17 protein-coding genes and 2 pseudogenes are annotated in these 20,627 nt (G+C 73.2%); 11 read left to right on the plus strand and 8 right to left on the minus strand.

Annotation, left to right across the window (positions count from 1 at the left end):
* Window positions 1-72: 72 nt before the first annotated feature.
* The 4 genes and pseudogenes from AC5JJ1_RS07675 to AC5JJ1_RS07690 form a co-directional block, all read left to right on the plus strand.
* On the plus strand, window positions 73-1,089 hold the full coding sequence (locus AC5JJ1_RS07675; RefSeq protein WP_495784521.1) for a calcium-binding protein: 1,017 nt from the start codon (window positions 73-75) through the stop codon (window positions 1,087-1,089).
* Window positions 1,013-2,497: a hypothetical protein gene (locus tag AC5JJ1_RS07680; protein ID WP_495784661.1), complete on the plus strand. Its 1,485-nt coding sequence runs from the start codon at window positions 1,013-1,015 to the stop codon at window positions 2,495-2,497. Before AC5JJ1_RS07675 ends, AC5JJ1_RS07680 begins: the two co-directional genes overlap by 77 nt.
* Window positions 2,389-4,893: pseudogene (locus tag AC5JJ1_RS07685) on the plus strand (calcium-binding protein); the annotation flags it as partial. The gene AC5JJ1_RS07680 and the pseudogene AC5JJ1_RS07685, both read left to right, overlap by 109 nt.
* Before the next feature lie 240 nt (window positions 4,894-5,133).
* Window positions 5,134-5,445 (plus strand): annotated as a pseudogene (locus AC5JJ1_RS07690) (hypothetical protein); the annotation flags it as partial.
* 69 nt (window positions 5,446-5,514) lie between these two features.
* On the opposite strand, the gene AC5JJ1_RS07695 reads toward AC5JJ1_RS07690, so the two are convergent.
* The 3 genes from AC5JJ1_RS07695 to hisN are packed head-to-tail and all read right to left on the minus strand — an operon-like array spanning window position 5,515 to window position 9,282.
* The gene (locus AC5JJ1_RS07695; RefSeq protein ID WP_495784522.1) at window positions 5,515-6,615 is read right to left on the minus strand and encodes a microcin C ABC transporter permease YejB; all 1,101 of its coding nucleotides are present in this window, start codon (window positions 6,613-6,615) and stop codon (window positions 5,515-5,517) included.
* Between the two features lies 1 nt (window position 6,616).
* Window positions 6,617-8,470 (minus strand): extracellular solute-binding protein, encoded by a 1,854-nt coding sequence (locus AC5JJ1_RS07700; protein ID WP_495784523.1) that lies wholly within the window; start codon window positions 8,468-8,470, stop codon window positions 6,617-6,619.
* 38 nt (window positions 8,471-8,508) lie between these two features.
* Entirely contained in the window at window positions 8,509-9,282 is a 774-nt protein-coding gene (gene hisN, locus AC5JJ1_RS07705) for a histidinol-phosphatase (protein ID WP_495784524.1), read from the minus strand.
* 75 nt (window positions 9,283-9,357) lie between these two features.
* On the opposite strand from hisN, the gene AC5JJ1_RS07710 reads away from it, so the two are divergent.
* From AC5JJ1_RS07710 to AC5JJ1_RS07720, 3 genes are all read left to right on the plus strand, one after another.
* Window positions 9,358-10,212 (plus strand): prephenate dehydratase, encoded by an 855-nt coding sequence (locus AC5JJ1_RS07710; RefSeq protein ID WP_495784525.1) that lies wholly within the window; start codon window positions 9,358-9,360, stop codon window positions 10,210-10,212.
* A gap of 148 nt (window positions 10,213-10,360) precedes the next feature.
* A complete protein-coding gene (locus AC5JJ1_RS07715; protein ID WP_495784526.1) occupies window positions 10,361-10,555 on the plus strand; it encodes a hypothetical protein in 195 nt (64 codons plus the stop codon).
* 18 nt (window positions 10,556-10,573) lie between these two features.
* Window positions 10,574-10,990 (plus strand): YjbF family lipoprotein, encoded by a 417-nt coding sequence (locus AC5JJ1_RS07720; protein ID WP_495784662.1) that lies wholly within the window; start codon window positions 10,574-10,576, stop codon window positions 10,988-10,990.
* Here the strand turns inward: AC5JJ1_RS07720 and AC5JJ1_RS07725 are convergent.
* Window positions 10,974-12,029 carry a glycosyltransferase family 4 protein gene (locus AC5JJ1_RS07725; RefSeq protein WP_495784527.1) on the minus strand — a complete coding sequence of 352 codons (1,056 nt, stop codon included), beginning with the start codon at window positions 12,027-12,029 and terminating at the stop codon, window positions 10,974-10,976. The two genes, AC5JJ1_RS07720 and AC5JJ1_RS07725, sit on opposite strands and share 17 nt — an antisense overlap.
* Window positions 12,030-12,158: 129 nt before the next feature.
* Here AC5JJ1_RS07725 and AC5JJ1_RS07730 point away from each other — a divergent pair, with 129 nt between their 5' ends.
* Entirely contained in the window at window positions 12,159-13,082 is a 924-nt protein-coding gene (locus AC5JJ1_RS07730) for a manganese catalase family protein (RefSeq protein WP_495784528.1), read from the plus strand.
* A 15-nt stretch (window positions 13,083-13,097) separates the two neighbouring features.
* On the opposite strand, the gene AC5JJ1_RS07735 is transcribed toward AC5JJ1_RS07730, so the two are convergent.
* Window positions 13,098-15,119 carry a YjbH domain-containing protein gene (locus AC5JJ1_RS07735; RefSeq protein WP_495784529.1) on the minus strand — a complete coding sequence of 674 codons (2,022 nt, stop codon included), beginning with the start codon at window positions 15,117-15,119 and terminating at the stop codon, window positions 13,098-13,100.
* A gap of 91 nt (window positions 15,120-15,210) precedes the next feature.
* On the minus strand, window positions 15,211-15,642 hold the full coding sequence (locus tag AC5JJ1_RS07740; RefSeq protein ID WP_495784530.1) for a capsule biosynthesis GfcC family protein: 432 nt from the start codon (window positions 15,640-15,642) through the stop codon (window positions 15,211-15,213).
* A gap of 38 nt (window positions 15,643-15,680) precedes the next feature.
* Here AC5JJ1_RS07740 and AC5JJ1_RS07745 point away from each other — a divergent pair, with 38 nt between their 5' ends.
* Genes AC5JJ1_RS07745 through AC5JJ1_RS07755 form a run of 3 tightly spaced genes read left to right on the plus strand, consistent with a single transcriptional unit; the run spans window position 15,681 to window position 17,809 of the window.
* Window positions 15,681-16,094 (plus strand): hypothetical protein, encoded by a 414-nt coding sequence (locus tag AC5JJ1_RS07745; RefSeq protein ID WP_495784531.1) that lies wholly within the window; start codon window positions 15,681-15,683, stop codon window positions 16,092-16,094.
* A complete protein-coding gene (locus tag AC5JJ1_RS07750; protein WP_495784532.1) occupies window positions 16,078-17,298 on the plus strand; it encodes an O-antigen ligase family protein in 1,221 nt (406 codons plus the stop codon). The genes AC5JJ1_RS07745 and AC5JJ1_RS07750 overlap by 17 nt, the downstream gene beginning before the upstream one ends.
* Window positions 17,291-17,809 carry a sugar transferase gene (locus tag AC5JJ1_RS07755; RefSeq protein ID WP_495784533.1) on the plus strand — a complete coding sequence of 173 codons (519 nt, stop codon included), beginning with the start codon at window positions 17,291-17,293 and terminating at the stop codon, window positions 17,807-17,809. The genes AC5JJ1_RS07750 and AC5JJ1_RS07755 overlap by 8 nt, the downstream gene beginning before the upstream one ends.
* Before the next feature lie 100 nt (window positions 17,810-17,909).
* On the opposite strand, the gene AC5JJ1_RS07760 is transcribed toward AC5JJ1_RS07755, so the two are convergent.
* On the minus strand, window positions 17,910-19,385 hold the full coding sequence (locus AC5JJ1_RS07760) for an AMP-binding protein (protein ID WP_495784534.1): 1,476 nt from the start codon (window positions 19,383-19,385) through the stop codon (window positions 17,910-17,912).
* A complete protein-coding gene (locus AC5JJ1_RS07765) occupies window positions 19,382-20,623 on the minus strand; it encodes an acyl-CoA dehydrogenase family protein (RefSeq protein WP_495784535.1) in 1,242 nt (413 codons plus the stop codon). The genes AC5JJ1_RS07760 and AC5JJ1_RS07765 overlap by 4 nt, the downstream gene beginning before the upstream one ends.
* Between the last annotated feature and the right edge of the window lie 4 nt (window positions 20,624-20,627).

Genomic DNA, 20,627 nt, shown 5'->3' on the forward strand with positions numbered 1-20,627 from the left:
TTTCTTAAGCGGGAAGCGGGTAGAGCCGCCCTACCGGCCGCGCCGATCCGCGGCGGGCCGGCGAGGGGGTCCATGGCCACGCTCACCGGCACCGCGGGCGCCGACCTGCTGCAGGGGACGGACGGGGGCAACAGCCTCTCCGGCCTCGGCGGCGACGATACGCTGGTCGGCGGCGCGGGGAACGACACGCTCGATGGCGGGCCGGGCAATGACCGGGCGGTGATCGACCGCTCGGCCAGCACGGCGGCCATCGGCTTCTACATGCTGGCGCCGGGGCTGGTCAGCCAGATCGCCGGCACCCTGGTGACGGGGGTGGAGAACCTCACCTTCCTCTCGGGAAGCGGGGATGATGGGCTGGTCGGCGGCGCGGGCGACGACAGCCTGGTCGGCGGCGCAGGAAACGACGCGCTGCAGGGCCTGGCCGGGGCGGATACGCTGGTCGGCGGCGCCGGGGCGGATACGCTGGTCGGCGGCGCCGGGGCGGATACGCTGCTCGGCGGCGCCGGGGCCGATGCGCTGACGGGCAGGGCGGGGGCGGACCGCTTCATCCTGCAGGGCAGCGGCGGGCTCGACAGCAGCCTCGCCGCCACCGACCGCATCACCGACTTCAACGCCGCCGAGGGCGACCTGCTGGTCCTGCGGGGCGAGGCGATCGGCACCGGTCTGCTGCCGCTGGCCACCGGCAGCTTCGACCTCTCCGGCGGGGCGGCCCTGCCGGTCGGCTTCGGCGGGGCGCTGGCCGCGCGGGCGGCGCCGGCCGCCGGCATGGCGCTGCCGGATGCGACGGGGGGGGCAGGGCCTCACCCTCTACTGGCAGCCGGGGCTCTCGGGGGGCGGCTGGCTGCTGCTCGACCTCGACCGGGACGGGCTGCTCGGCAGTGCCGACCTCGTGGTGCGGTTCGACCTGCCGACGGGCCAGGCGATCGGCGCCGGGAGCTTCGTCGCCGGCACCTTCTCCCTCCTCGGGACCGCCGGGGCGGACAGCCTGGCCGGCACCGCCGGGGCGGACCGGATCCTCGGCTTCGCCGGCGCGGATACGCTGCTCGGCCTCGACGGGGACGACACCCTCATCGGCGGCGACGGGAATGACAGCCTCGTCGGCGGCGCCGGCTTCGACAGCCTCGTCGGCGGCGCCGGCTTCGACAGCCTCGTCGGCGGCGCCGGCTTCGACAGCCTGGTCGGCGGCGAGGGCGAGGATACGCTCGACGGCGGCGCCGGGACCGACGTGCTCGACGGCGGGTGCGGCGATGACCGGCTGATCGGCGGCGCCGGGGATGACCTGCTGCTCGGCGGCGCCGGCGACGATTGGCTGCAGGGCGGCGACGGGAACGACAACCTGCAGGGCGGCTTCGGCGCCGACCGGCTCGAGGGCGGGCTGGGGGCCGATACGCTGCTGCTCCAGGGCATGGGGCAGGCGAGCTGGTCCGGCCTCGGGGCGATGGACACGGTCATCGGCTTCGGCCGCGCGGCGGGCGACCGGCTTCGCATCAGCAATGCCTGGTTCGGCCGGGCGGATGGCGGCGGGGCGGATGCCGGGACCTATACCGGGACGGACGGCATCGCCCGGCCGTTGGTCTTCAGCGGCAGCACCGGCGCGCTCATCGCGGCGCCGGTCGCCGGGATGGCGCTGCCGGCGCAGCGGCTCGATGCCTACCAGGCCCATTGGCTGGCCGGGCGGGACGGCGGCGGCTGGCTGGTCCTCGACCTCGACCGCAACGGGCGGCTGGATGCGACGGACCTCGCCGTGCGGCTGGACGGCGTCGCCTCGCTCGGGGTGGCTGACTTCATCGACGGCACCTTCCTCACCCTGGGCGGCGGCTTCGTCATCGCCGGGACGGTCGGGGATGACAGCCTGCGGGGCGGCAGCCTGGCCGAGACCTTCCTCGGCAGCCCCGGCAATGACCGCATCGCCGGCGGGGCGGGGGCGGGGAATGCGCTGAGCTATGCCGGCCTCGCCGGCCCGGTCGCCGTGACCCTCGCCGGCTATGCCGCGGGCACGGTGGCGAAGCCGGGCGGCGGGGTGGACCGCTTCACCGACATCCAGGTGATCGCCGGCACCGCGGGCGACGACACGCTGGACGGCAGCGGCGCCGCGGCCGGGTTCTTCGCCCTCAGCCTCGAGGGGCGGGCGGGGGCAGACCGGATCATCGGCAACGGTACCACGGCGGTGCAGGTCTCCTACGGGGCGAGCCCGGCGGCGGCGCTCATCGACCTCCAGGGTGGCACGGCGCAGGATGGCTGGGGCAGCATCGACACGCTGGTGAACATCCGCAGGGTCGCGGCGCTCTCGGTCCATGGCGACACGGTGCTGGGCTCGGCCTGGGACGACGTCTTCCTCTCCGGACGGGACGGCAACAAGAGCTTCGGCGGCCGCGCCGGGCAGGATGAGTGGCGCTATGCCGGCGACGGGGCCATCACCGTCGAGCTCACGCCGCGCCTGGTCGGCGGCTTCCTCCTCGGCCCCTATGTGCTGCAGCCGGGGGGACGGACCGGCTGACCTCGATCAAGGTCATCACCGCCGGGCCGGGCGACGACAGCATCCATGGCTCGGCGGCGGACGAGCGGTTCAGCGGCGGGCCGGGCAACGACACCATCGATGGCGGCGGCGGGCTCGATACCGTCAGCTACGAGACGGGCGGGCTAGCGGAGCGGGGCGTCACCGTCGACCTCGGCACGGGCACCGCCACCGACCAGTGGGGCGGGGCCGATGTGCTGCGCGGCATCACTTCGGTCTGGGGCTCCCCGCTCGGCGACGACCTGACCGGGATCGCCATCGGCACCTATACCTGGATGCGCGGCCTCGCCGGCAACCACACGCTGCGGGCGCCCGGGAGCGGCAGCTGGGCCGGCGCGGACTACGCCGGCGACCCGGCCGGCATCGACGCCGACCTCGGCGCCGGCACGGTGCGGGATGGCTGGGGCGGGACGGACCGGCTCGTCGCCATCAGCCTCATCCGCGGCTCCGCCTTCGACGACACCATCGCCGGCGGGGCGGGGGCCGATACGCTGATCGGCGGGCCGGGCAACGACCTCTACCGGGTCGGCCCCGGCGACCAGGTGATCGAGGCGCCGGGCGAGGGGGAGGACACGATCATCGCCGCGGCGGCCTGGACGCTGCCCGCCCATGTCGAGGTCCTGGTGCTGGCCGAGGCCGCCGGCAGCGCCAATGGCTGGGGCAACGAGCTCGACAACCTGCTGGTCGGCAACGGCGGCGCCAATGCGCTCGACGGCGGCTCCGGCCAGGACACGCTCCGGGGCGGCGACGGGGCGGATACGCTCTACGGCGGCAGCGGCGACGACGTGCTGTGGGGCGAGCCGGGGAACGACGTCCTCGTCGGCGGGCCGGGCGCCGACCGGTTGCTCGGCGGCGACGGCGACGATCTCGTCGTCGGCGAGGCCGATGGCCGCTTCACCGGCACCCTGCTGCTCGACACCGGCGAGGCGTCGCCGCGCGCCATCGCCCTCGCAGGCATCGCCACCGTGGCGGACAGCATGGATGGCGGCGCCGGCTATGACCGCTGGAGCGCCGGCGCCCTCGGCATGCTGCTCGACCTGCGCGCCCTGCCCGGGGCGATGCTCGGCATGGAGGAGATCAACGGCTCTACCGGCAACGACGTGCTGCTGTCGGCGGGCCAGCAGGCGGCGACGCTGAACGGCGGGGCGGGGGAGGATACGCTGTCCGGCACCGGCAGCGGCGACCGGATCGACGGCGGCGACGGCAATGACCTCATCGCCGGCCAGGGGGGCGACGATACGCTGCTCGGCGGCGCGGGGGCGGATACCCTGCTCGGCGGCGCCGGCGCGGACCGGGTCGACGGCGGCGACGAAGCCGACCTGCTGGGCGGGGGCCTTGGCGCGGATACGCTGCTCGGCGGCGCCGGCGACGATACGCTGCGGGGCGATGACGGCAACGACTGGCTCGATGGCCAGGCCGGGCGGGACAGCTTGGCCGGCGGCCTCGGCGACGATACCCTCGTCTCCGCGGATTGGGATGCTGTGCTGGACGGGGGCGACGGCACCGACCTCGCGCTGCTCGACCGCAGCGCCGCCGCCGCCGACCTCGTCCTCGACATGGCGGCGGGCATCCTGACGGATGGCCTGCGGACCACCCTGCTGCGCGGGATCGAGCGGTTGGTCGTCACCGGCGGGGCCTGGGCGGACCGGCTCGCGGGCGGCGACGGCCCTGGCCTGCTGAATGGCGGGGACGGCAACGATACGCTCACCGGCGGCGGCGGCGACGATACGCTGATCGGCGGGGCCGGCGCCGACCTGCTCCACGGCATGGGCGGCCGCAACAGCCTGCTGGGCGGGCTCGGCGACGATACGCTGGTGTCCACCGACTGGGACGTGGTGCTGGATGGCGGCGACGGCGACGACCTCGCCCGGATCGACCGCAGCGCCGGCCTGGTCGGCATCGTCCTCGGCGCGGGCAGCGTCACCGATGGCAGCCGCACGACCCTGCTGTGCGGCATCGAACGGCTGGACGTCATCGGCGGGGCCGGCGCGGACCGGCTGGCCGGCGGCGTGGGGGCCGATACGCTCGCCGGCGGCGCCGGGGACGATACGCTCGATGGCGGGTTGGGGCCGGACCGGCTCGTCGGCGGTGCGGGCCACGATCTCTACCATGTCGACGATGTCGGGGACCGCGTGGTGGAGGAGCCGGGCGAGGGGAGCGATACGGACATCGCCAGCGTCGACTACGTCCTGCCGGCCAATGTCGAGGTGCTGGTGCTGGCGCCCGGGGCGCTGCGGGGCACCGGCAACGAGCTGGCCAACCTGCTGGTCGGGAATGACGGGCCGAACCTCCTCCTCGGCGGCGGCGGGGATGATACGCTGGTCGGCGGCGGCGGGACGGACCGCCTGCTGGGCGGCGACGGGAACGACCTGCTGGACGGCGCCTCCGGCCTCGGCGAAATGGACTGGATGGCCGGTGGTGCCGGCCATGACACCTACCGGGTCGACAGCCTTGCGGATGTGGTGGTGGAGGCGCCGGGCGGCGGGATCGATACCGTCCTCGCCGCCATCCCGGGCGGCACCTACACCCTGCCGGCCAATGTCGAGAACCTGGTGCTGCTGGGGACGACGCGCATCGGCCAGGGCAACGAACTCGGCAATGCCATCACGGGCAATGCCCTGGCGAACTGGCTGCTCGGCGGCGCCGGAAACGACACGCTCGATGGCGGCGGGGGGAATGACGTGCTGTTCGGCGGGACGGGGGCGGACCTCTTCCTCTTCGGCGCGGGAGGCGGGGCGGACTGGATCGGCGACTTCACGCCGGGGGTGGACCGGGCTCGCATCGCCGGCCTCGCCAGCTTCGCCGCGGTGCTGGCGGCGACGACGGACCGGCCCGGCGGGGCAGTGATCGACCTCGGCCAGGGCGACAGCTTCACCTTGGCCGGCATCGCCCGGTCCGCGCTCTGGGCGGGTGACTTCGTGTTCGGCTGAGCCCCGGAGCGGGTTGTTCAGTCTGGCACATACCTCCGACCAGGTGATTCCACCCGATCGGGGTTCGCTCTAGCGCCGCGCGGCGAAGTCGATCCGCGGGTCGACCAGCGTGTAGGTGAAGTCGCCGACGATCTGCATCACCAGCCCGAGCAGGGTGAAGACGTAGAGCGTGCCGAACATGATCGGGTAGTCGCGCCGGATCGCCGCCTCGAAGCCGAGCAGGCCGAGCCCGTCGAGCGAGAAGATGATCTCGACCAGCAGCGCCCCGGTGAAGAGGATGCCGATGAAGGCCGCAGGGAAGCCGGCGATGATCAGCAGCATCGCGTTGCGGAAGACATGGCCGTAGAGCACCCGCCTCTCCCCCGCACCCTTGGCGCGGGCCGTCACCACGTACTGCTTGCCGATCTCCTCCATGAAGGAGTTCTTGGTCAGCATGGTGAGCCCGGCGAAGCCGCCGATGACGAGGGCGATGGTCGGCAGCACCATGTGCCAGGCATAGTCCGCCGCGCGCGTCAGGAAGGGAGCGTCCTGCAGGCCCGAGGACAGCAGCCCGCGCAGCGGGAACCACTGCACGAAGCTGCCCCCCGCGAAGAGCACCACCAGCAGGATGGCAAAGAGGAAGCTCGGGATCGCATAGCCGACCAGCACCACCGCGCTGCTGGCCAGGTCGAAGCGCGTGCCGTCGCGCACCGCCTTGCGGATGCCGAGAGGAATGGAGACGAGGTAGATGATCAGCGTGGACCACAGGCCGAGCGAGATGGAGACGGGCAGCTTCTCAAGGATCAGCTGCGTCACCGGCCTGTCCTGGAACAGGCTGCGGCCGAGGTCGAAGCGGGCATAGCCCGCCAGCATCTCGCCGAGCCGCTGCGGCCAGGGCTTGTCGAAGCCGAAGGCGCGCTCGATCTCCTGCACCACCGCCGGGTCGAGGCCGCGGGCGCCGCGGTAGCGGCTGGCCTCGTTGGAGCCCTGGTTGGCCGGCGGGCGGGTGGTCTCGCCCTGGCCCTCGCCGGAGAGGCGGCCGAGGGTGCTGCCGCCCTGTCCCTTCAGCTCCGCCAGCATCTGGTCGACCGGGCCGCCGGGGGCGAACTGCACCACGGCGAAATTGATCAGAATGATGCCGAGCAGCGTCGGCACCACCAGCGCCAGGCGGCGGAGGAGGTAGGCGCCCATGCTATTGCGGCTTCGCCTCGCGCTTGCCCTGCTCGATCGTGCCCTCGCGCCCGCGCTCGATCCACCAGCTGTCGATGGCCAGGGCGTATTTCGGGTTGCGCGGCGGGCGGCCGAGCTTGTCCCAATAGGCCACGCGGAAGGTGCGGCTGTGCCAGTGCGGGATCATGTAGTCGTTCCACAACAGCACCCGGTCGAGGGCGCGGGTGCGGGCGACCAGCTCGGCGCGGTCGGGTGCCGCGATGACCATCTCCACCAGCTCGTCGACCACCGGGTTGGCGATGCCGGCGACGTTCTGGCTGCCGTTCTCCTGGGCCTTGGCGCTGGTCCAGTAGTCGCGCTGCTCGTTGCCGGGGGAGAGGGACTGGCCCTGGCTGTCCACCGTCATGTCGTAGTCGAAGGCGTCGATCCGCACCTGGTACTGCGCCGGGTCGATGGTGCGGACGCGCGGCTCCATCCCGAGGCGCTGGAGGGTCTGCACATAGGGCAGCGCCACACGCTCGAAGCTCGGCCCGTTCAGCAGGATCTCGAAGGCGAAGTTCTGGCCCTCGGCATTAACCAGCTTGCGGTCGCGCACCGTCCACCCGGCCTGGCGCAGCAGGTCGAGGGCGCGGCGCAGCCCGTCGCGGTTGTTGCCGGAGCCGTCGGTGACGGGCAGCCTGTAGGGCTCGGTGAAGAGGCGGTCGGGCACCCGGCCCTTGAAGCCCTGCAGGATGGCGAGCTCCCGCCCCTCCGGCAGGCCGGAGGAGGCGAGCTCGGAGTTGGAGAAGTAGGAGGTCGTCCGCGTGTAGCTGCCGTAGAAGAGGTTGGCGTTCATCCACTCGAAGTCGAAGACCTCGATCAGCGCGCGGCGAACGCGGGCATCCTGGAAGAGCGGCCGGCGCAGGTTCACGGCGAAGGCCTGCATGCCGGTCGGCAGCTCGTGGCGGATCTCCTCGCGCTTGACGAGGCCGCGCTGCACGGCGGGGAAGTCGTAGGCCGTCGCCCAGTCCTTGGCGGTGTTCTCGGTGCGGAAGTCGATCTGCCCGGCCTTGAAGGCCTCCAGCGCCACGGTGCTGTCGCGGAAATACTCGTAGCGCATCACGTCGTAATTGGCGGTACCGCGCGCCGTCGGCAGGTTGCGCGCCCAGTAGTCGGGGACGCGGCGGTAGACCAGGCTGCGGCCGTTCTCGAAGCGCTCCAGCCGGTAGGGGCCGGAGCCGAGCGGCGGCTCGAGCAGCGGCCGGGCGAAGTCGCGCCCCTCCCACCAATGCTTCGGCAGCACCGGCATCTGGCCGAGGATCAGCGCCAGCTCGCGGTTCTCGTTCGTCTTGAAGCGGTAGGTGACGCGGCGGGGCCCCTCGGCCACCACCTCCGCCACATCGGCCCAGTAGGCGCGGTAGAAGGGCCGGCCGCTCTGGCGGAGGGTGTTGAAGGTCCAGACCACGTCCTCGGCGGTGACCGGCCTGCCGTCATGGAAGCGCGCCTCGGGGCGGAGCTCGAAGCTGACGCCCATGCGGTCGGCCGGCTGCTCGATGGCGGCGGCGATGTGGCAGTACTCCGTGCCGGCCTCGTCCGAGCTCTCCTTCAGCAGCGTGTCGTAGAGGTTGCCGATGGCGACCGCCGCCGTGCCGCGCAGGATGTAGGGGTTGAAGCTGTCGAAGCTGCCGAGGGCGGTCAGCGCGATCTCGCCGCCCTTCGGCGCCTCCGGGTTCACCCAGGGCCAATGGGCGAAGTCGGCGGGCAGCGCCGGGTCGCCGAGCAGGGAGAGGGCGTGGCTGCGGGTCGGCCCTTGCTGGGCGGCGGCGCCGCCGGGCCGGAGGAGGGTCCCAAGCGAGGGGATGGCGAGGCCGGAGGCCAGGAGGGTGCGGCGGTCCATGGCGGGAGGATGGGGGTTCCCCCCGCCCGCGGCAACCGTCACCCGCCGAGCAGGCCGACCGCTTCCTCCAGCAGGGCCGGGTCGCCCACCGCGAGCACGCGGCCGTCGCTCTCGAGGGTCAGCGCCTCGCCCCGCCAGCCGGTGACGCGGCCGCCGGCGCCCTCCACCACCGGGACCAGGGCGGCCCAGTCCCAGGGCTTCATCGTGCTCTCGGCGATGACGTCGACCAGGCCGAGGGCGACGAGGCCGTAGCTGTAGCAATCCCCGCCCCAGGTGACGCGGCGGGCGGCGGCGCGGAGGCGCTCGAAGCCCGCCGCGTCGGCGGGGGCGAACATGTCGGGGCTGGTGCAGGAGAGCTCGGCCTCGGCGAGGCGCGGGCAGGGCCGGCAGCCGGCCGCCCCGCCGAGGGGGGAGTGGAAGCGCGTCGGCTGGCCCGCGGCGCCGATCCAGCGCTCGCCGATCCCCGGCTGGTCGATCAGGCCGAGCACCGGTGCGCCACGGTGAAGCAGGCCGATCAGCGTGCCGAAGAGCGGCCGGCCGGTGACGAAGGCGCGAGTGCCGTCGATCGGGTCCAGCACCCAGAGATATTCGGCCTCGATCTGGTCGGGGCCGTATTCCTCGCCCCAGATGCCGTGGTCGGGGAAGCGGGCGGCGAGGACCTCGCGCATGGCGCGCTCGGCGCCGCGATCGGCCTCGGTGACGGGGCTGGCATCGCCCTTGGCCTCGACCAGCAGGGGGGAGCGGAAGAGCGGGCGGATGACGGCGCCCGCCGCCTCGGCCGCCGCCTCGGCTGCCGCGATGAATGCCTCCATGACCCTGGCCCCCCGGTTTGCGCCCTCTTCCCCCCTCGATTAGAAGCCGCGGACCCCTCTTGCAACGGCACCCGCATGACCGACGTGATCGCCTTCCAGGGCCTGCCCGGCGCCTATTCCGACCTGGCCTGCCGCGCCGCCTATCCCGGCTGGACCACCCTGCCCTGCCCGAGCTTCGAGGCGGCGATGGATGCGGTGCGCGGCGGCCAGGCGGCGCTCGCCATGCTGCCCTGCGAGAACTCGCTCGCCGGCCGGGTGCCGGACATCCACCGGCTGCTGCCGGAGAGCGGCCTCGCCGTGGTCGGCGAGCATTTCGAGCGGGTGGAGCATTGCCTGCTCGCCCCGCATGGCGCGACGCTCGCCACGCTCAGGCGGGCGCACAGCCACCCGGTCGCGCTCGGCCAAGTGCGGAGCATCCTGAAGGAGCTCTCCCTCACCCCGGTGATCGAGGCGGATACGGCGGGCGCAGCGCAGATCATCGCCGAGCGAGGCGGCATCGAGGATGCGGCGATCGCCAGCGCCCTGGCCGCCGAGACCTACGGGCTCAACATCCTCCGGCGCAACGTGGAGGACGCGGCGCACAACACCACGCGCTTCTATGTCTGCTCGCCGGCGCCTAGGGTGCCGGAGGCGGGGACGCCGGACTGCGTCACCACCTTCGTCTTCCGCGTCCGCAACATCCCGGCCTCGCTCTACAAGGCGCTCGGCGGCTTCGCCACCAACGGCGTGAACATGACCAAGCTCGAGAGCTACATGCTCGATGGCGAGTTCACCGCGACGCAATTCCTGGCCGATGTCGATGGCCATCCGGAGGAATCGTCGGTGCGCCGCGCGCTGGAGGAGCTGGCCTTCTTCTCGCGCGAGCTGAAGCTGCTCGGCACCTATCCGGCGCACCCCTACCGGCGGGCGCATCGCGGCGCGGCGGAGTAGTTCCCCACAGAACCGCTGCGCGGCTTTGCGAGGACCCCGACTCTCCCTTTGCGTCCGAGGCCTCGCCAAACCCCCATCCCGGCAGGTCCGCCGGGCGACGCCGCCTTTCCGCTTCTTTTATTCTGATATCGATCTTAAACTGCCGGGCATGCGCGCCTGGCCCTTGCTGCTGCCCCTGCTGCTCGCCGCCTGCGGCGACACGCTCTTCGCCCACTATGCCGAGACTGCCTGGACCGAGGCGGTGGAGCGCGTCGCCACCCCGCTCGAGGACCTGCCGGAGCCGGACGGGCCGGCGCTCCGCCTCTGGATCCGCGGCAGGCCGACGGCGGCGGTGCTGCCGTAGGAGATCGGCGAGCGGCGCATCTGGCGCACCGCGGCCGGGCAGGTGGTCTCGACCGAGGGCGGCCGCGTCACCGCCACGGCCGGCTTCCGGCAGTATGTCGCGGCGACGCGTTTCGATGGGCCGGACCCGCTCGCCAACCCGGCCGGGCTGCTGGACCAGGCCGCCTCCGCTCGCCGCCTGGTCGACCTGAAGGACCCGAGCGGCGATCCGGAGGGGATGCGCTTCGGCCTCGCCCTCGATTGCCGGCTGCGGGCCGAGGCCACGGAGGATGCCGAGATCCTGCTGGTGCGGGAGCGCTGCCGCAGCCGCGGGCGCTTCGGCTTCACCAACCTCTTCTGGGTGGAGGCGGCGGGCGGCGCGGTGGTGCGGGCCGAGCAGTGGATCGGCCCGGCCATGCCGATGCTGGTGATGGAATTCCTCAGCCCCGCCAGCTGAGTCCGGCCCGCCGCACGCGCCGCGCCACATAGGCCAGCCAGAGCAGCTGGAGCGCGAGCGCCGGCAGCACGATGAGCGGCTTCAGCCCCGGCCGCAGCTGCAGGAACAGCACGGCCAGCGCCGCATGGAAGAGCGCGAAGCCCCAATGCGTGGCCGCGACCGCCATGGTCGGCATGCCGCTGCGCTGGGCCATCTGGTAGAGATGGGTGCGGTGCGGTGCGCCGACCCTGTCGCCCATCCAGCCGCGGCGCAGCAGGGTGAAGGCAGCGTCGAAGAGCAGGCCGAAGAGCAGCAGCGGCACGATCAGGAAGCTGAGCTGGCCGGCATCGAAGCGCGCCGCCGCAACGGCCAGCACCGCCAGCATGAAGCCGGCGAACTGGCTGCCGACATCGCCCATGAAGATCCGCGCCGGCGCCAGGTTGAAGGGCAGGAAACCGGCGAAGCCCGCCGCCAGCATCAGCGCCGAGAGGTAGACGAAGCGCCCGCCCTCGGCGCCGGCGATGGCGGCAAGGGCGGCGCAGGCGATCAGCAGCGTGCCGCCGGCCAGCCCGTCCAGCCCGTCCATGAAATTCACCGCATTGGTGCAGCCGAGGATCCAGAAGACGGTCAGCGCCGGCCCGATCCAGCCGAGCTCCGTCACGCCGATATAGGGGAGCGCAAGGCGGGAGAGCGTCAGCCCGGTGCCGACCGCGACCAGCGCCGCTGCAAGCTGCGCCAGCAGCCGCAGCCGGGCGGAGAGGTTGCGGATGTCGTCGACCAGCGCGACGCCGGCGATGGCGAGCGCGGCGAGGATGACGCCGAGGAACTGCCTCTCCTCCAGCCGGGCGAAATCGGCGACGCGGTAGAGCACCAGCAGCCCGACCATGAAGGCGAGGACCACGCCGACCCCGCCGCCCCGCGGCGTCGCCACACGATGGGCGCTGCGGCCGTTCGGGATGTCGAGGATCGGCCAGCGGATCATCGCCCGGACGGCCGCCGCCGAGAGCAGCGCCAAGCCAAGGGCGAAGAGGAGATGTTGCGAGAATGCGCCGAGGGTCATGCGGGCGCGGGTGTGGCCGATGTGGCGGCGAACCGCAAGCGCCCCCGTCCCAATCCGCCCGCGCCACGAAAACCCGAAGTGATCTGGCCGGTTATGTCCGTATCCGCACAGTGCCGGGAAGGATCAGCCATGTTCATGCGCGTCGACAAGCTGCAGGCGGAACTCCCCGCGCCGAAGCGGCAAGACCCCAATGCCGCGGCTGCCCTGCAGGAACTGCTCGGCGGCAAGTATGGCGAGATGTCGACCCTCGGGAATTACATGTTCCAGAGCTTCAATTTCAAAAGCAAAAGCAAGCTCCGCCCCTTCTACGGCCTCGTCGCCAGCATCACGGCGGAGGAGCTGGGGCATGTCGAGCTGGTCAGCAACGGCGTCGCCATGCTGGCCAACGGGCCGGACAAGGGCGCCGACGGCTCGGACGGCGGCGACATCTCGAAGACGCCCTTCGAAGCGATGAAGGACATCCGCTCCTTCGCCAGCTTCGCCTCCCATGGCGGAGGGGCGACGCCGGTGAACAGCAATTCCATGTCCTGGAACGCCGACATGGTGACCACCACGGGCAATGTGGTGTTCGACCTGCTGCACAATTTCCACCTCGAATGCGGCGCGCGGCTGCACAAGCTGCGGGTCTACGAGACCCTCTCCGACCCGACTGGGCGCGAGGTCTGCGGCTACCTGCTGGTGCGCGGCTCGGTGCATGCGCATGCCTATGCGCTGGCGATCAAGAGCCTCACCGGTGTCGAGCTCGAGAAGATGCTGCCGACGCCGAACATCCCGCTCGGCAACATTCCGGAGTGCCAGAAGTACCTCCAGGAAGGCTCGCATCGCCGGCTCTACACCTGGAGCCCGAACGACTATGCGGACATCGCCGGCATCTGGAACCCGAGCGAGATGGCCCTGCCGGGCGATCCGCCGGGCGAGCTCGAGGTGGTGAAGGGCATGCCGGACGGCGGCAAGATCCACCAGCTGGAGGGCATCCCCTCGGCCTTCACCCCGGACTATGCGCCGGAAGAGATGTTCGAGATCGCCGCCAAGCTGACCAAGGCGATGGGATGACCTGACAGGACGGGACTATCTCAATAGGCCGAGATAGTCCCGCCCCAGCGCCTCCGCCCGCCCCTTGCGCGTCACCTCCCAGAGCGGGTTGTCGACCGCGAGGCGCTGGCCGCCGTCCCGCACCACGGGGCGGATCACCGCATTCGCCACCACCGGCGTCTCCGGCCCCAGCAATTGTAGCGGGATGCGGACGAAGATGCCCTTGTCGAAGCTGCCCTCGCCGAAGCGCCGGGCGGAGACGTCGGTGCGCGTGGCGAAGCCGCCGACCTCGATGCCGCTGTCGAAGCGGCGGCTGACCTCGAGCGTCGCGCCCCAGTCGCCGGCAAGGTAGCGCCCGGCCCGCACCACGGTGCCGAGGTTCCAGACCGGCAGGTCGGCATAGAGCGAGAGATGCCCGGTCGCCACGGAATAGCCGAGCGAGCCGAGGCGCTGCCGGTAGTCCCGCTGCGCCACCCAGGCCAGGTCGAGGCCGAGGGCGAAGCCGCGCTGCTGCGGCCGCCACAGCACCTCGCCCGAGACGCCGCCGAACATCGGCTCCAGCAGCCCGGCCGAGACGCGTGCGAACCAGTCGGGCGCCGGGCTCCAGAGTCGCTCGGCATAAAGCGTCGGGATCGCCGCCCGGCCCTCCCGCGCATAGCGGGCGATGTCGCTGCGGACACGGGGCAGGCGGCTGTCGGAGGGCAGGCCCCGGTCGAGATTGCCCGCCACCGCCTGGGCCAGGCTCCCCGCCACCGCGAAGCCTGCCCCGAGCCCGAGCCGCGCCACCGCCGCCCCGGCCGCCTGCCAGCGGAAGCCCGTCTTCGGGTCGCCGAGCTGCAGGGTGAGGCGCGGCTCCAGCGCCCAGGCGAGGTCGGGCGCGAAGCCGGGCACCGGCTCGGCCGGGGCGAGGCTGGCGCCGGCCAGCACCTCCTCCGCCGAGCCGGCGCCGATCGCGGCGCCCTCCAGCGCCTCGCGCAGCAGCACCAGCCGGGCAACGGGCAGGCCGGCGCGGTGCCATTCGACGGCGACCCGCTCCACCTCCGGCGGCAGGACGCCCTGCACCGCCCGCGCCACCCGCCCGGCCGTCTGCGCCAGCGTCCGGTAGCGCCCGCCGGCAACGGCGATCCGCACCTCCTCCCCCTGCTGGACGATGGCGAGGGGGCGGAAGCCGGCGCGGCGCAGCGCCGCCTCGGCATCGCCCGGCGCCTCGGGTCTCGGGGCCAGGGGCGGCGGCGGCGGGCGCGGCAGGCTCGGCGGATGCGCCGGGTCGAGGCGGAGGGAGAGGCGGAACAGCACATCCGTCCCGTGAACGATGTGAACCCCGGCATCGAGCCAGTCATTCTGCCAGGTGAGGCCGGCATTGACGCGCGACCGCGCCTCGCCGCGGAGGTTGGTCGTGCGCGCCGGGTAGCCGCCCCGCTCGTCGCGCAGCGCGTCGCCGGACCATTCGAGCTTGGCCCGCAGCCCCTCCACCCAGGGCACCGACCATTCCACGCCGCCGAAGACCGCCGCCTCCCGCCCGCGGAACAGGCTGCCGAAGGCTGGCATGCCGCCGGTGCCGACACGGCGCGGCCTCGTATTGTAGCGCGAGGAGATCAGGCCATAGGGATTGCCGAAATCCGCGCCCGTCCCGAGCCGGCCCCAGCCCATCCCGAGCGTCACGTCGAAGTCCCAGAGGCGCTTGGAGGCGACGAGATACTCGCCGGAATAGAGGCCGGTGCCGATGAAGTCCTGCGCGCCCATCGCCAGCGCGGGCCGCCACGGCCCCTCTTCCCAGAGCCGGGCCTTGAAGTCGAAGGCACGGTCCGTGGTGATGCCGCGCCCCGCCGTCGCATCCAGCCGGTCGGTGAGGCGGAAGGTGATCTCGAGGAAGGGCAGGGCCTGGAAGGAGAGGAACCAGAACTGCCGCTGGTGGCGGATCGTGGCGCCGGCCTCCAGCGTGCCGTCCGGGCGGAAGCGCGCGTTGCGCATCTCGATCAGCCCGACGCCGCCGAAATCGGAGGCGGTGGCGGGGACGTCCTGCGCCTGTGCCCCGGACGCGACGATGGCGAAGGCCATGCCAAGGAGGGCCCTGCCCTCCCTGGACCCTCCCGCCAAGGGCCGAAGGACCCTTGGAACCCTTGAGTCAGGACGCGGCGAGGCCACACCGTTACCGCGCACCCGTTCGCACGATCACCGCGAGCGCCGCGCTGGAGAGCGCGACCTGCGACAGCACCTGCGTCACGTCGCGCAGCATCCCCCAGCTTTCATAGGGCGAGGGGTCCTGGGGCACGACGACGGTGCTGCCGGGCGGGATCGGCGGGCCGCCCATCTGCCAGGCGCCGAGGCCGGCCGGGCTGCTCTGGCCGTTCGGCAGGACGATGAAGGCGCGGCTGCCATCGGCGAAGCGCTGCTGGCCGCCCGCCGCGCGGACATAGTCGCCCGCCCGCCAGCCGGTGGCGAATTGCAGGCTGCCGGGGTTGAGGACGGAGCCGACCACCGTCACCTCGTTCGGCCGCTTGGGGATGGCGATGAGGTCGCCCGGCTCCATCAGCACGTCGAGGTCGGGGCGGCCGGCGAGGATCACCGGGTTGGCCTCCACCACCATCCGCCCCGCGGCCCGGGCCTGGCCGGGACCGGATGGCGACGCTCGACATGCTCCGCCGCCTGCACGCCCTGGCCGAGGCGCGGGTGCGCGCCGACCTGCTCGGGCAGGCGCGGCAGCGCATGGCGGCGATCGAGGCGCGGCTGGCCGCCGAGCCGGACCAGTTCCAGCGCGCCGCCCTCTACGAGCTGCTGGCGGCGCAGCAGCGCATCGCCCTCGTCGTCGCGGCGGATGAGGCGCTGGCGGCGCGGATGGTCTCGGTGCCCATGGTGGAGATCAGGCCCTCGTTGCCCAACCGGCCGCTGCTCCTCCTCCTCGCCGTCGCGGCGCCGCTGGCGAGCCTGCTCGGTGCCGCCTGCCTCGTGCTGCTGCGCGGGCCGGGGCGGGTGGCGCCGCGGCAATACGAGATGGCGCTCGGGCCGCGGAGGCTCGGTGCCGGCGCGGATTGACGCCGGCACGCTGGCTGCCGGCGCCGGGCTCTTCGCCGCGCTGCTGCAGTTCGCGGGCGCGCTGAAGTCGCTGCCCGGCCTCGCCGCCCTGCCCGTCGACCTCACCCTGCTCGCCGCGCTGCTGCTGGCGCCCTCGCTGCTGCTGGCGCTGCGGCGGTGGGAGGTCGGGCGCGGACTTGCCCTGCCGCTGGCGGGCCTTGCCGGGCTGCTGGTTTGGCTGGTGCTGGCGGGGGCCTGGAGCCCCTCCCGCACCGTGCTCGCCGAGAAGCTGCCGCAGGTGGTGCTGCTCGGCCCGGCCATGCTGGCGGCGGGGCTGCTGGTCGGCGGCGATGCGCCGACGTTTCACCGATTCGCCGCGGCGGTGGTGCCGATCGGGCTGCTTGTCGGGGCCGGGATCGCCTGGGGTGTGGCACGGGATGCGGTGGTGCTGGGCGGCGAGGTCGGCGCCGACCCGGGCCGGATCCGGGTGCAGTACCAGCTGGCCGGACTGGCCATTGCCTGCGCAGGCGGGCTGGCGGCGGTGCGGCTGACCGAGGCCGAGGGGCGGCGCCGGATCGGCTGGGGGCTGGCGGTGCTGGCGCTGGCCGCGGCCTCGCTGGTGCCGGGGGGAAGGGCGGCGGCGCTCGGCCTCGGCCTGGGGCTCGGGGGTGCGCCGGCGCTGCGCTTCTGGCTGCTGCGGCGGCCGGGGGCGGCGTTCGGCTGGCTGGCCGGGGTTGGGCTCGCCGGGGCGGGCGGCCTCGCCCTGCTGCTGGCGATGCCGCAGGAGGCGGCCGCTCTCCGCACCCTCGACCGGTTCTTCGGCGACCCGGGGGAGGCGGTGCCGGCGCGCATCCTGCTCTGGGGCGAGGCAATGCGCCAGGCCGGCGAGGCGGCGCCCTTCGGCCTCGGCACCGGCGGCTTCACCCTGGCGGCGGGGACGGGCGACGACCGCAGCCTGCATCCGCACAATCATGCGCTGGAGATGCTGGCCGAGGCGGGGTTGCCGGGCTTCGCCTGCTGGCTGCTGGCCTTCGGCGGCGGCGCGGGGCTGGCCTTGCTGCGAGCGCCGCTGGTGGCGCCGGGGCGGGCGGCGCGCATCGCGGCGCTGACGCTGCCGGTGGCGCTGACGGCGATGGTCTCGACCGATCTCGGCAACCGCATGGTCTGGTTCGCCCTCGGCCTGCTGCTGTCGATGGGGGTGGAGGCGCGGGAGCGGCATGTATGAGCGCGGCGGCAAGCGGCTGCTCGACCTGGTCGGCGCCGGCCTCCTGTTGCTAATCCTGGCGCCGGTGATGGCGCTGGTGGCGCTTGGCGTGCGGGTGGCGCTCGGGCGGCCGGTGCTGTTCCGGCAGGAGCGGGCGGGGCGCGGCGGCCAGCCCTTCACCCTGCTGAAGTTCCGCAGCATGTCCCCGGGGCGCGGCGGCGATGCCGAGCGGCTCGGCCGCTTCGGGCGGTGGCTGCGGGCGAGCGCGCTCGACGAGCTGCCGCAGCTGCTCAACGTGCTGCGCGGCGAGATGAGCCTGGTCGGGCCGCGGCCGCTGCCGACGGCCTATACCCCGCTGTTCAGCCCCGGGCAGGCGGCGCGGCAGAGCCTCGGCGGGGATCTCGCGCTGATGCTGCGCTGCGCCCTGCTGGTGCTGCGCGGCCGCGGTGCCAGCGCGCCGGGCCATGCCACCATGCCGGCCTTCCGCGGCGAGGCCGAAGAGAGCAAGCTTCGATCAGGCGAGATCGCCTGATCGAAGCATCTGCTTGCCCAAGCAACAAGCTGGAGCGGGTTGCGCAGCACCAAGCTGGAGCGGGTTGCGCGAACCAGGTCGGACGGAAGCCGCCCCAGCCTCAGCCCTGCCGCGCGATCTCCCGCAGCGCATCCAGCCGGACCTTGCCGAGGGCGGTGCGCGGCAGCGCCTCGACCGTCACCACCGCGCGCGGGTGCTTGAAGCGGGCGAGCCTGCCCTCGCAGCGGGCCAGCAGCCCGGCCGCGTCGAAGCCCGGCCCGGGGACGACGACGGCAACCGGCACCTCGCCCCAGCGCGGGTCGGGCCGGCCGCAGACGGCGCATTCGGCAACGCCCGGCGCCTCGCGCAGCACGCGCTCCACCTCCGCCGGATAGACGTTCTCGCCGCCTGAGATGATGAGGTGCTTGCGCCGGTCGGCGAACCAGAAGCGGCCCGCCGCATCGCGCCAGGCGAGGTCGCCGGTGGCGAACCAGCCGCTGCGCCAGGATTCCTCCGTGGCTTCCGGCGCGTTCCAGTATCCGCGCGCGACATGCACGCCCCGCACCTCGATCTCGCCCACCTCGCCGGGCGGCAGCGGCGCGCCCTCCGCATCGACGATGCGCGCGGTGCCGTGCAGCGCCTGCTGGCCGAGGGAGCCGGGATGCGCCAGCGCCTCCGCCCGGGTCTGGTAGATGGCGATCGGCCCGGTCTCGGTCGCGCCATAGACCTGCTGCACGGGGATGCCGCGGGCATGGAAGGCCTCGATGAGCCGCAGCGGCACCTCGGAGGAGCCGGCGCCGACGGCGCGCAGGCTGGACAGGTCGGCCGCCTCCCACAGCGGGTGCTCGACCAGCGCCTGCATCACCGCCGGGACCAGCAGGCTGAGCGTCGGCCGCCGGCGGGCGCAGGCGTCGAAGAAGGCCTTCGGCTCGAAGCGCGGCAGCAGCGCCACCTCGGCGCCGGAGAGCAGCGCCGGCAGGGTCTGGATGTTGAGGCCGCCGAGATGGAACATCGGCAGCACCGTCAGCACGCGGTCCGCCTCGGTGAGCCCGTGCATGTGCCGGCTGTTGAGCGCATTGACCATCACCGCGCGGTGGTCGAGCGGCACGCCCTTGGGATGGCCGGTCGTGCCGCTGGTATAGGCCAGCAGCATCGGGTCCTCCGCCTCGGTCAGCAGGGTGATGCCCATGCCGCTGGGCCCGGCCGCCTCCGGCCAGGCCTCGGCGGCGTCGAAGACCGGGCAGCCCCTGGGCGCGGCGCGGCGGGCGAGCATCGCCGCCTCCGGCAGGGCGAAGAGCGCGGCGGCGCCGGAATCGTCGAGGATGTAGCGCAGCTCGGGCGGCGCCAGGCGCCAGTTCAGCGGCAGCAGCAGGCAGCCGAGCCCGGCGCAGGCGAAGGCCAGGACGAGCTGGCTCGGATGGTTGTGGCCGAGATAGGCGATGCAGTCGCCATGGCCGTAGCCGCGCTCCTCCAACATGGCGGCCGCGGCGCGGATGCGGTGGGCGAGTCCGGCATAGGTGATCTCGGTGTCGCCGTAAGTCAGCGCGACGGCTTCGGGCTTGTGCTCGGCATGGCGCAGGATGGTGCGGCAGATCAATCAGTCTCGCCCTTCTCGTAGAGGCAATCGCGGCCGAGCCGGTCGACGCAGAGTTCCGCCGTCCAGGGCAGCATGAGGGAGCCACAACGCGCGTCGCGGTAGAGGCGTTCAAGCGGAAGCGTCTTCAGCATGGCCTGGCCGCCGCAGGTGCGGACCGCGCGGGCGGCGATCGCGGCGGCATTCTCCATCACGCTGTGCTGCGCCGCCCAGGCCCGCTGCACCTGTTCCTGTGACGGGTCGGGGCCGGCCTCGGTGATCGCCTGGAACCAGAGCGCCTTGGTCTGCTCCAGCGTGATACGCATCTCGGCGACGGCGATCTGCTTTGTAGCGTACATCCGCCGCTTCACCGGCGGCGTGCCGGGGACCTCGCCGCGCAGATAGGCGATGGTGAAGTCGTAGGCCGCCTGGGCGATGCCCATGTAGGTCGGGCTCAGCGTCAGGAACATGTGCGGCCAGCGGCTGGCCGCCTGCATGTAGAGGCCGGGCGGCATCAGCGCCGCCTCCGGCCCGACCGGCACATCCTTGAAGACCAGCGTGCGCGAGACGGTGCCGCGCATGCCGAGCGGATCCCAGTCGCCCTCGACCGAGACGCCGGGCGCGTCGCGCGGCACCGCGAGGTAGAGCGTGTCGCGGCGGGAGAGCGGCGCCTCGCCCTCGCGCTGCTCGGTGCAGAGGATGCCGTAGTAGTCGGCATGGCCGGCGAGGCTGGCGAAGATCTTCCGCCCGGTGATGCGCCAGCCGCCGCGGACGGGCCGCGCCACGGTGCCGAAGGCCGCCGAGCCGGCCGCCGCCGCGCCGCCCTCGGAGAAGGGCTGCGAGTAGACCGCGCCCTCCTCCAGGATGCGCCGGTAGTGCAGCCGGCGGCCCGCACGGTGGGCGTCGCGGAGTGCGGCGTCCATCTCCAGGTCGTCGCTCAACGCGCCGGTCCAGAGCGTCGAGCAGACATGCATGTTCCAGGTGAGCGCCGTCGCGCCGCAGAACCGGCCGAGCTCGGCCGCCGCCAGGCAATAGGCGCGGAAGCCGGCGCCGAGCCCGCCTTCCTCCCGCGGGATGCAGAGGCCGAGCAGGCCGTTCGCCCGCATGTCGCGGTAATTCTCGGTCGGGAAGCGCGCCTCGCGGTCCCAGAGCGCGGCGCGCGGGGCGAGCACGGCCTCGCCGAATTCGCGGGCCTGGGCGGTGAACGCAGCCTCCGCCGCCGTCAGGCGGAAGGCGGCGGGATCGAAGATCGGGGCCGCCATGGCG

This window comes from Belnapia sp., from assembly GCF_059504005.1.

What these genes read in the sequence shown, in the direction of transcription:
- AC5JJ1_RS07695 (WP_495784522.1), bottom strand. Translation starts at nt 6,615, where the DNA reads ATGGGCGCCTACCTCCTCCGCCGCCTGGCGCTGGTGGTGCCGACGCTG.
- AC5JJ1_RS07715 (WP_495784526.1), top strand. Translation starts at nt 10,361, where the DNA reads ATGCGCGCCTGGCCCTTGCTGCTGCCCCTGCTGCTCGCCGCCTGCGGC.
- AC5JJ1_RS07675 (WP_495784521.1), top strand. Translation starts at nt 73, where the DNA reads ATGGCCACGCTCACCGGCACCGCGGGCGCCGACCTGCTGCAGGGGACG.
- AC5JJ1_RS07730 (WP_495784528.1), top strand. Translation starts at nt 12,159, where the DNA reads ATGTTCATGCGCGTCGACAAGCTGCAGGCGGAACTCCCCGCGCCGAAG.
- AC5JJ1_RS07725 (WP_495784527.1), bottom strand. Translation starts at nt 12,029, where the DNA reads ATGACCCTCGGCGCATTCTCGCAACATCTCCTCTTCGCCCTTGGCTTG.
- AC5JJ1_RS07765 (WP_495784535.1), bottom strand. Translation starts at nt 20,623, where the DNA reads ATGGCGGCCCCGATCTTCGATCCCGCCGCCTTCCGCCTGACGGCGGCG.
- AC5JJ1_RS07700 (WP_495784523.1), bottom strand. Translation starts at nt 8,470, where the DNA reads ATGGACCGCCGCACCCTCCTGGCCTCCGGCCTCGCCATCCCCTCGCTT.
- AC5JJ1_RS07735 (WP_495784529.1), bottom strand. Translation starts at nt 15,119, where the DNA reads ATGGCCTTCGCCATCGTCGCGTCCGGGGCACAGGCGCAGGACGTCCCC.
- AC5JJ1_RS07755 (WP_495784533.1), top strand. Translation starts at nt 17,291, where the DNA reads ATGTATGAGCGCGGCGGCAAGCGGCTGCTCGACCTGGTCGGCGCCGGC.
- AC5JJ1_RS07745 (WP_495784531.1), top strand. Translation starts at nt 15,681, where the DNA reads ATGGCGACGCTCGACATGCTCCGCCGCCTGCACGCCCTGGCCGAGGCG.
- hisN (WP_495784524.1), bottom strand. Translation starts at nt 9,282, where the DNA reads ATGGAGGCATTCATCGCGGCAGCCGAGGCGGCGGCCGAGGCGGCGGGC.
- AC5JJ1_RS07710 (WP_495784525.1), top strand. Translation starts at nt 9,358, where the DNA reads ATGACCGACGTGATCGCCTTCCAGGGCCTGCCCGGCGCCTATTCCGAC.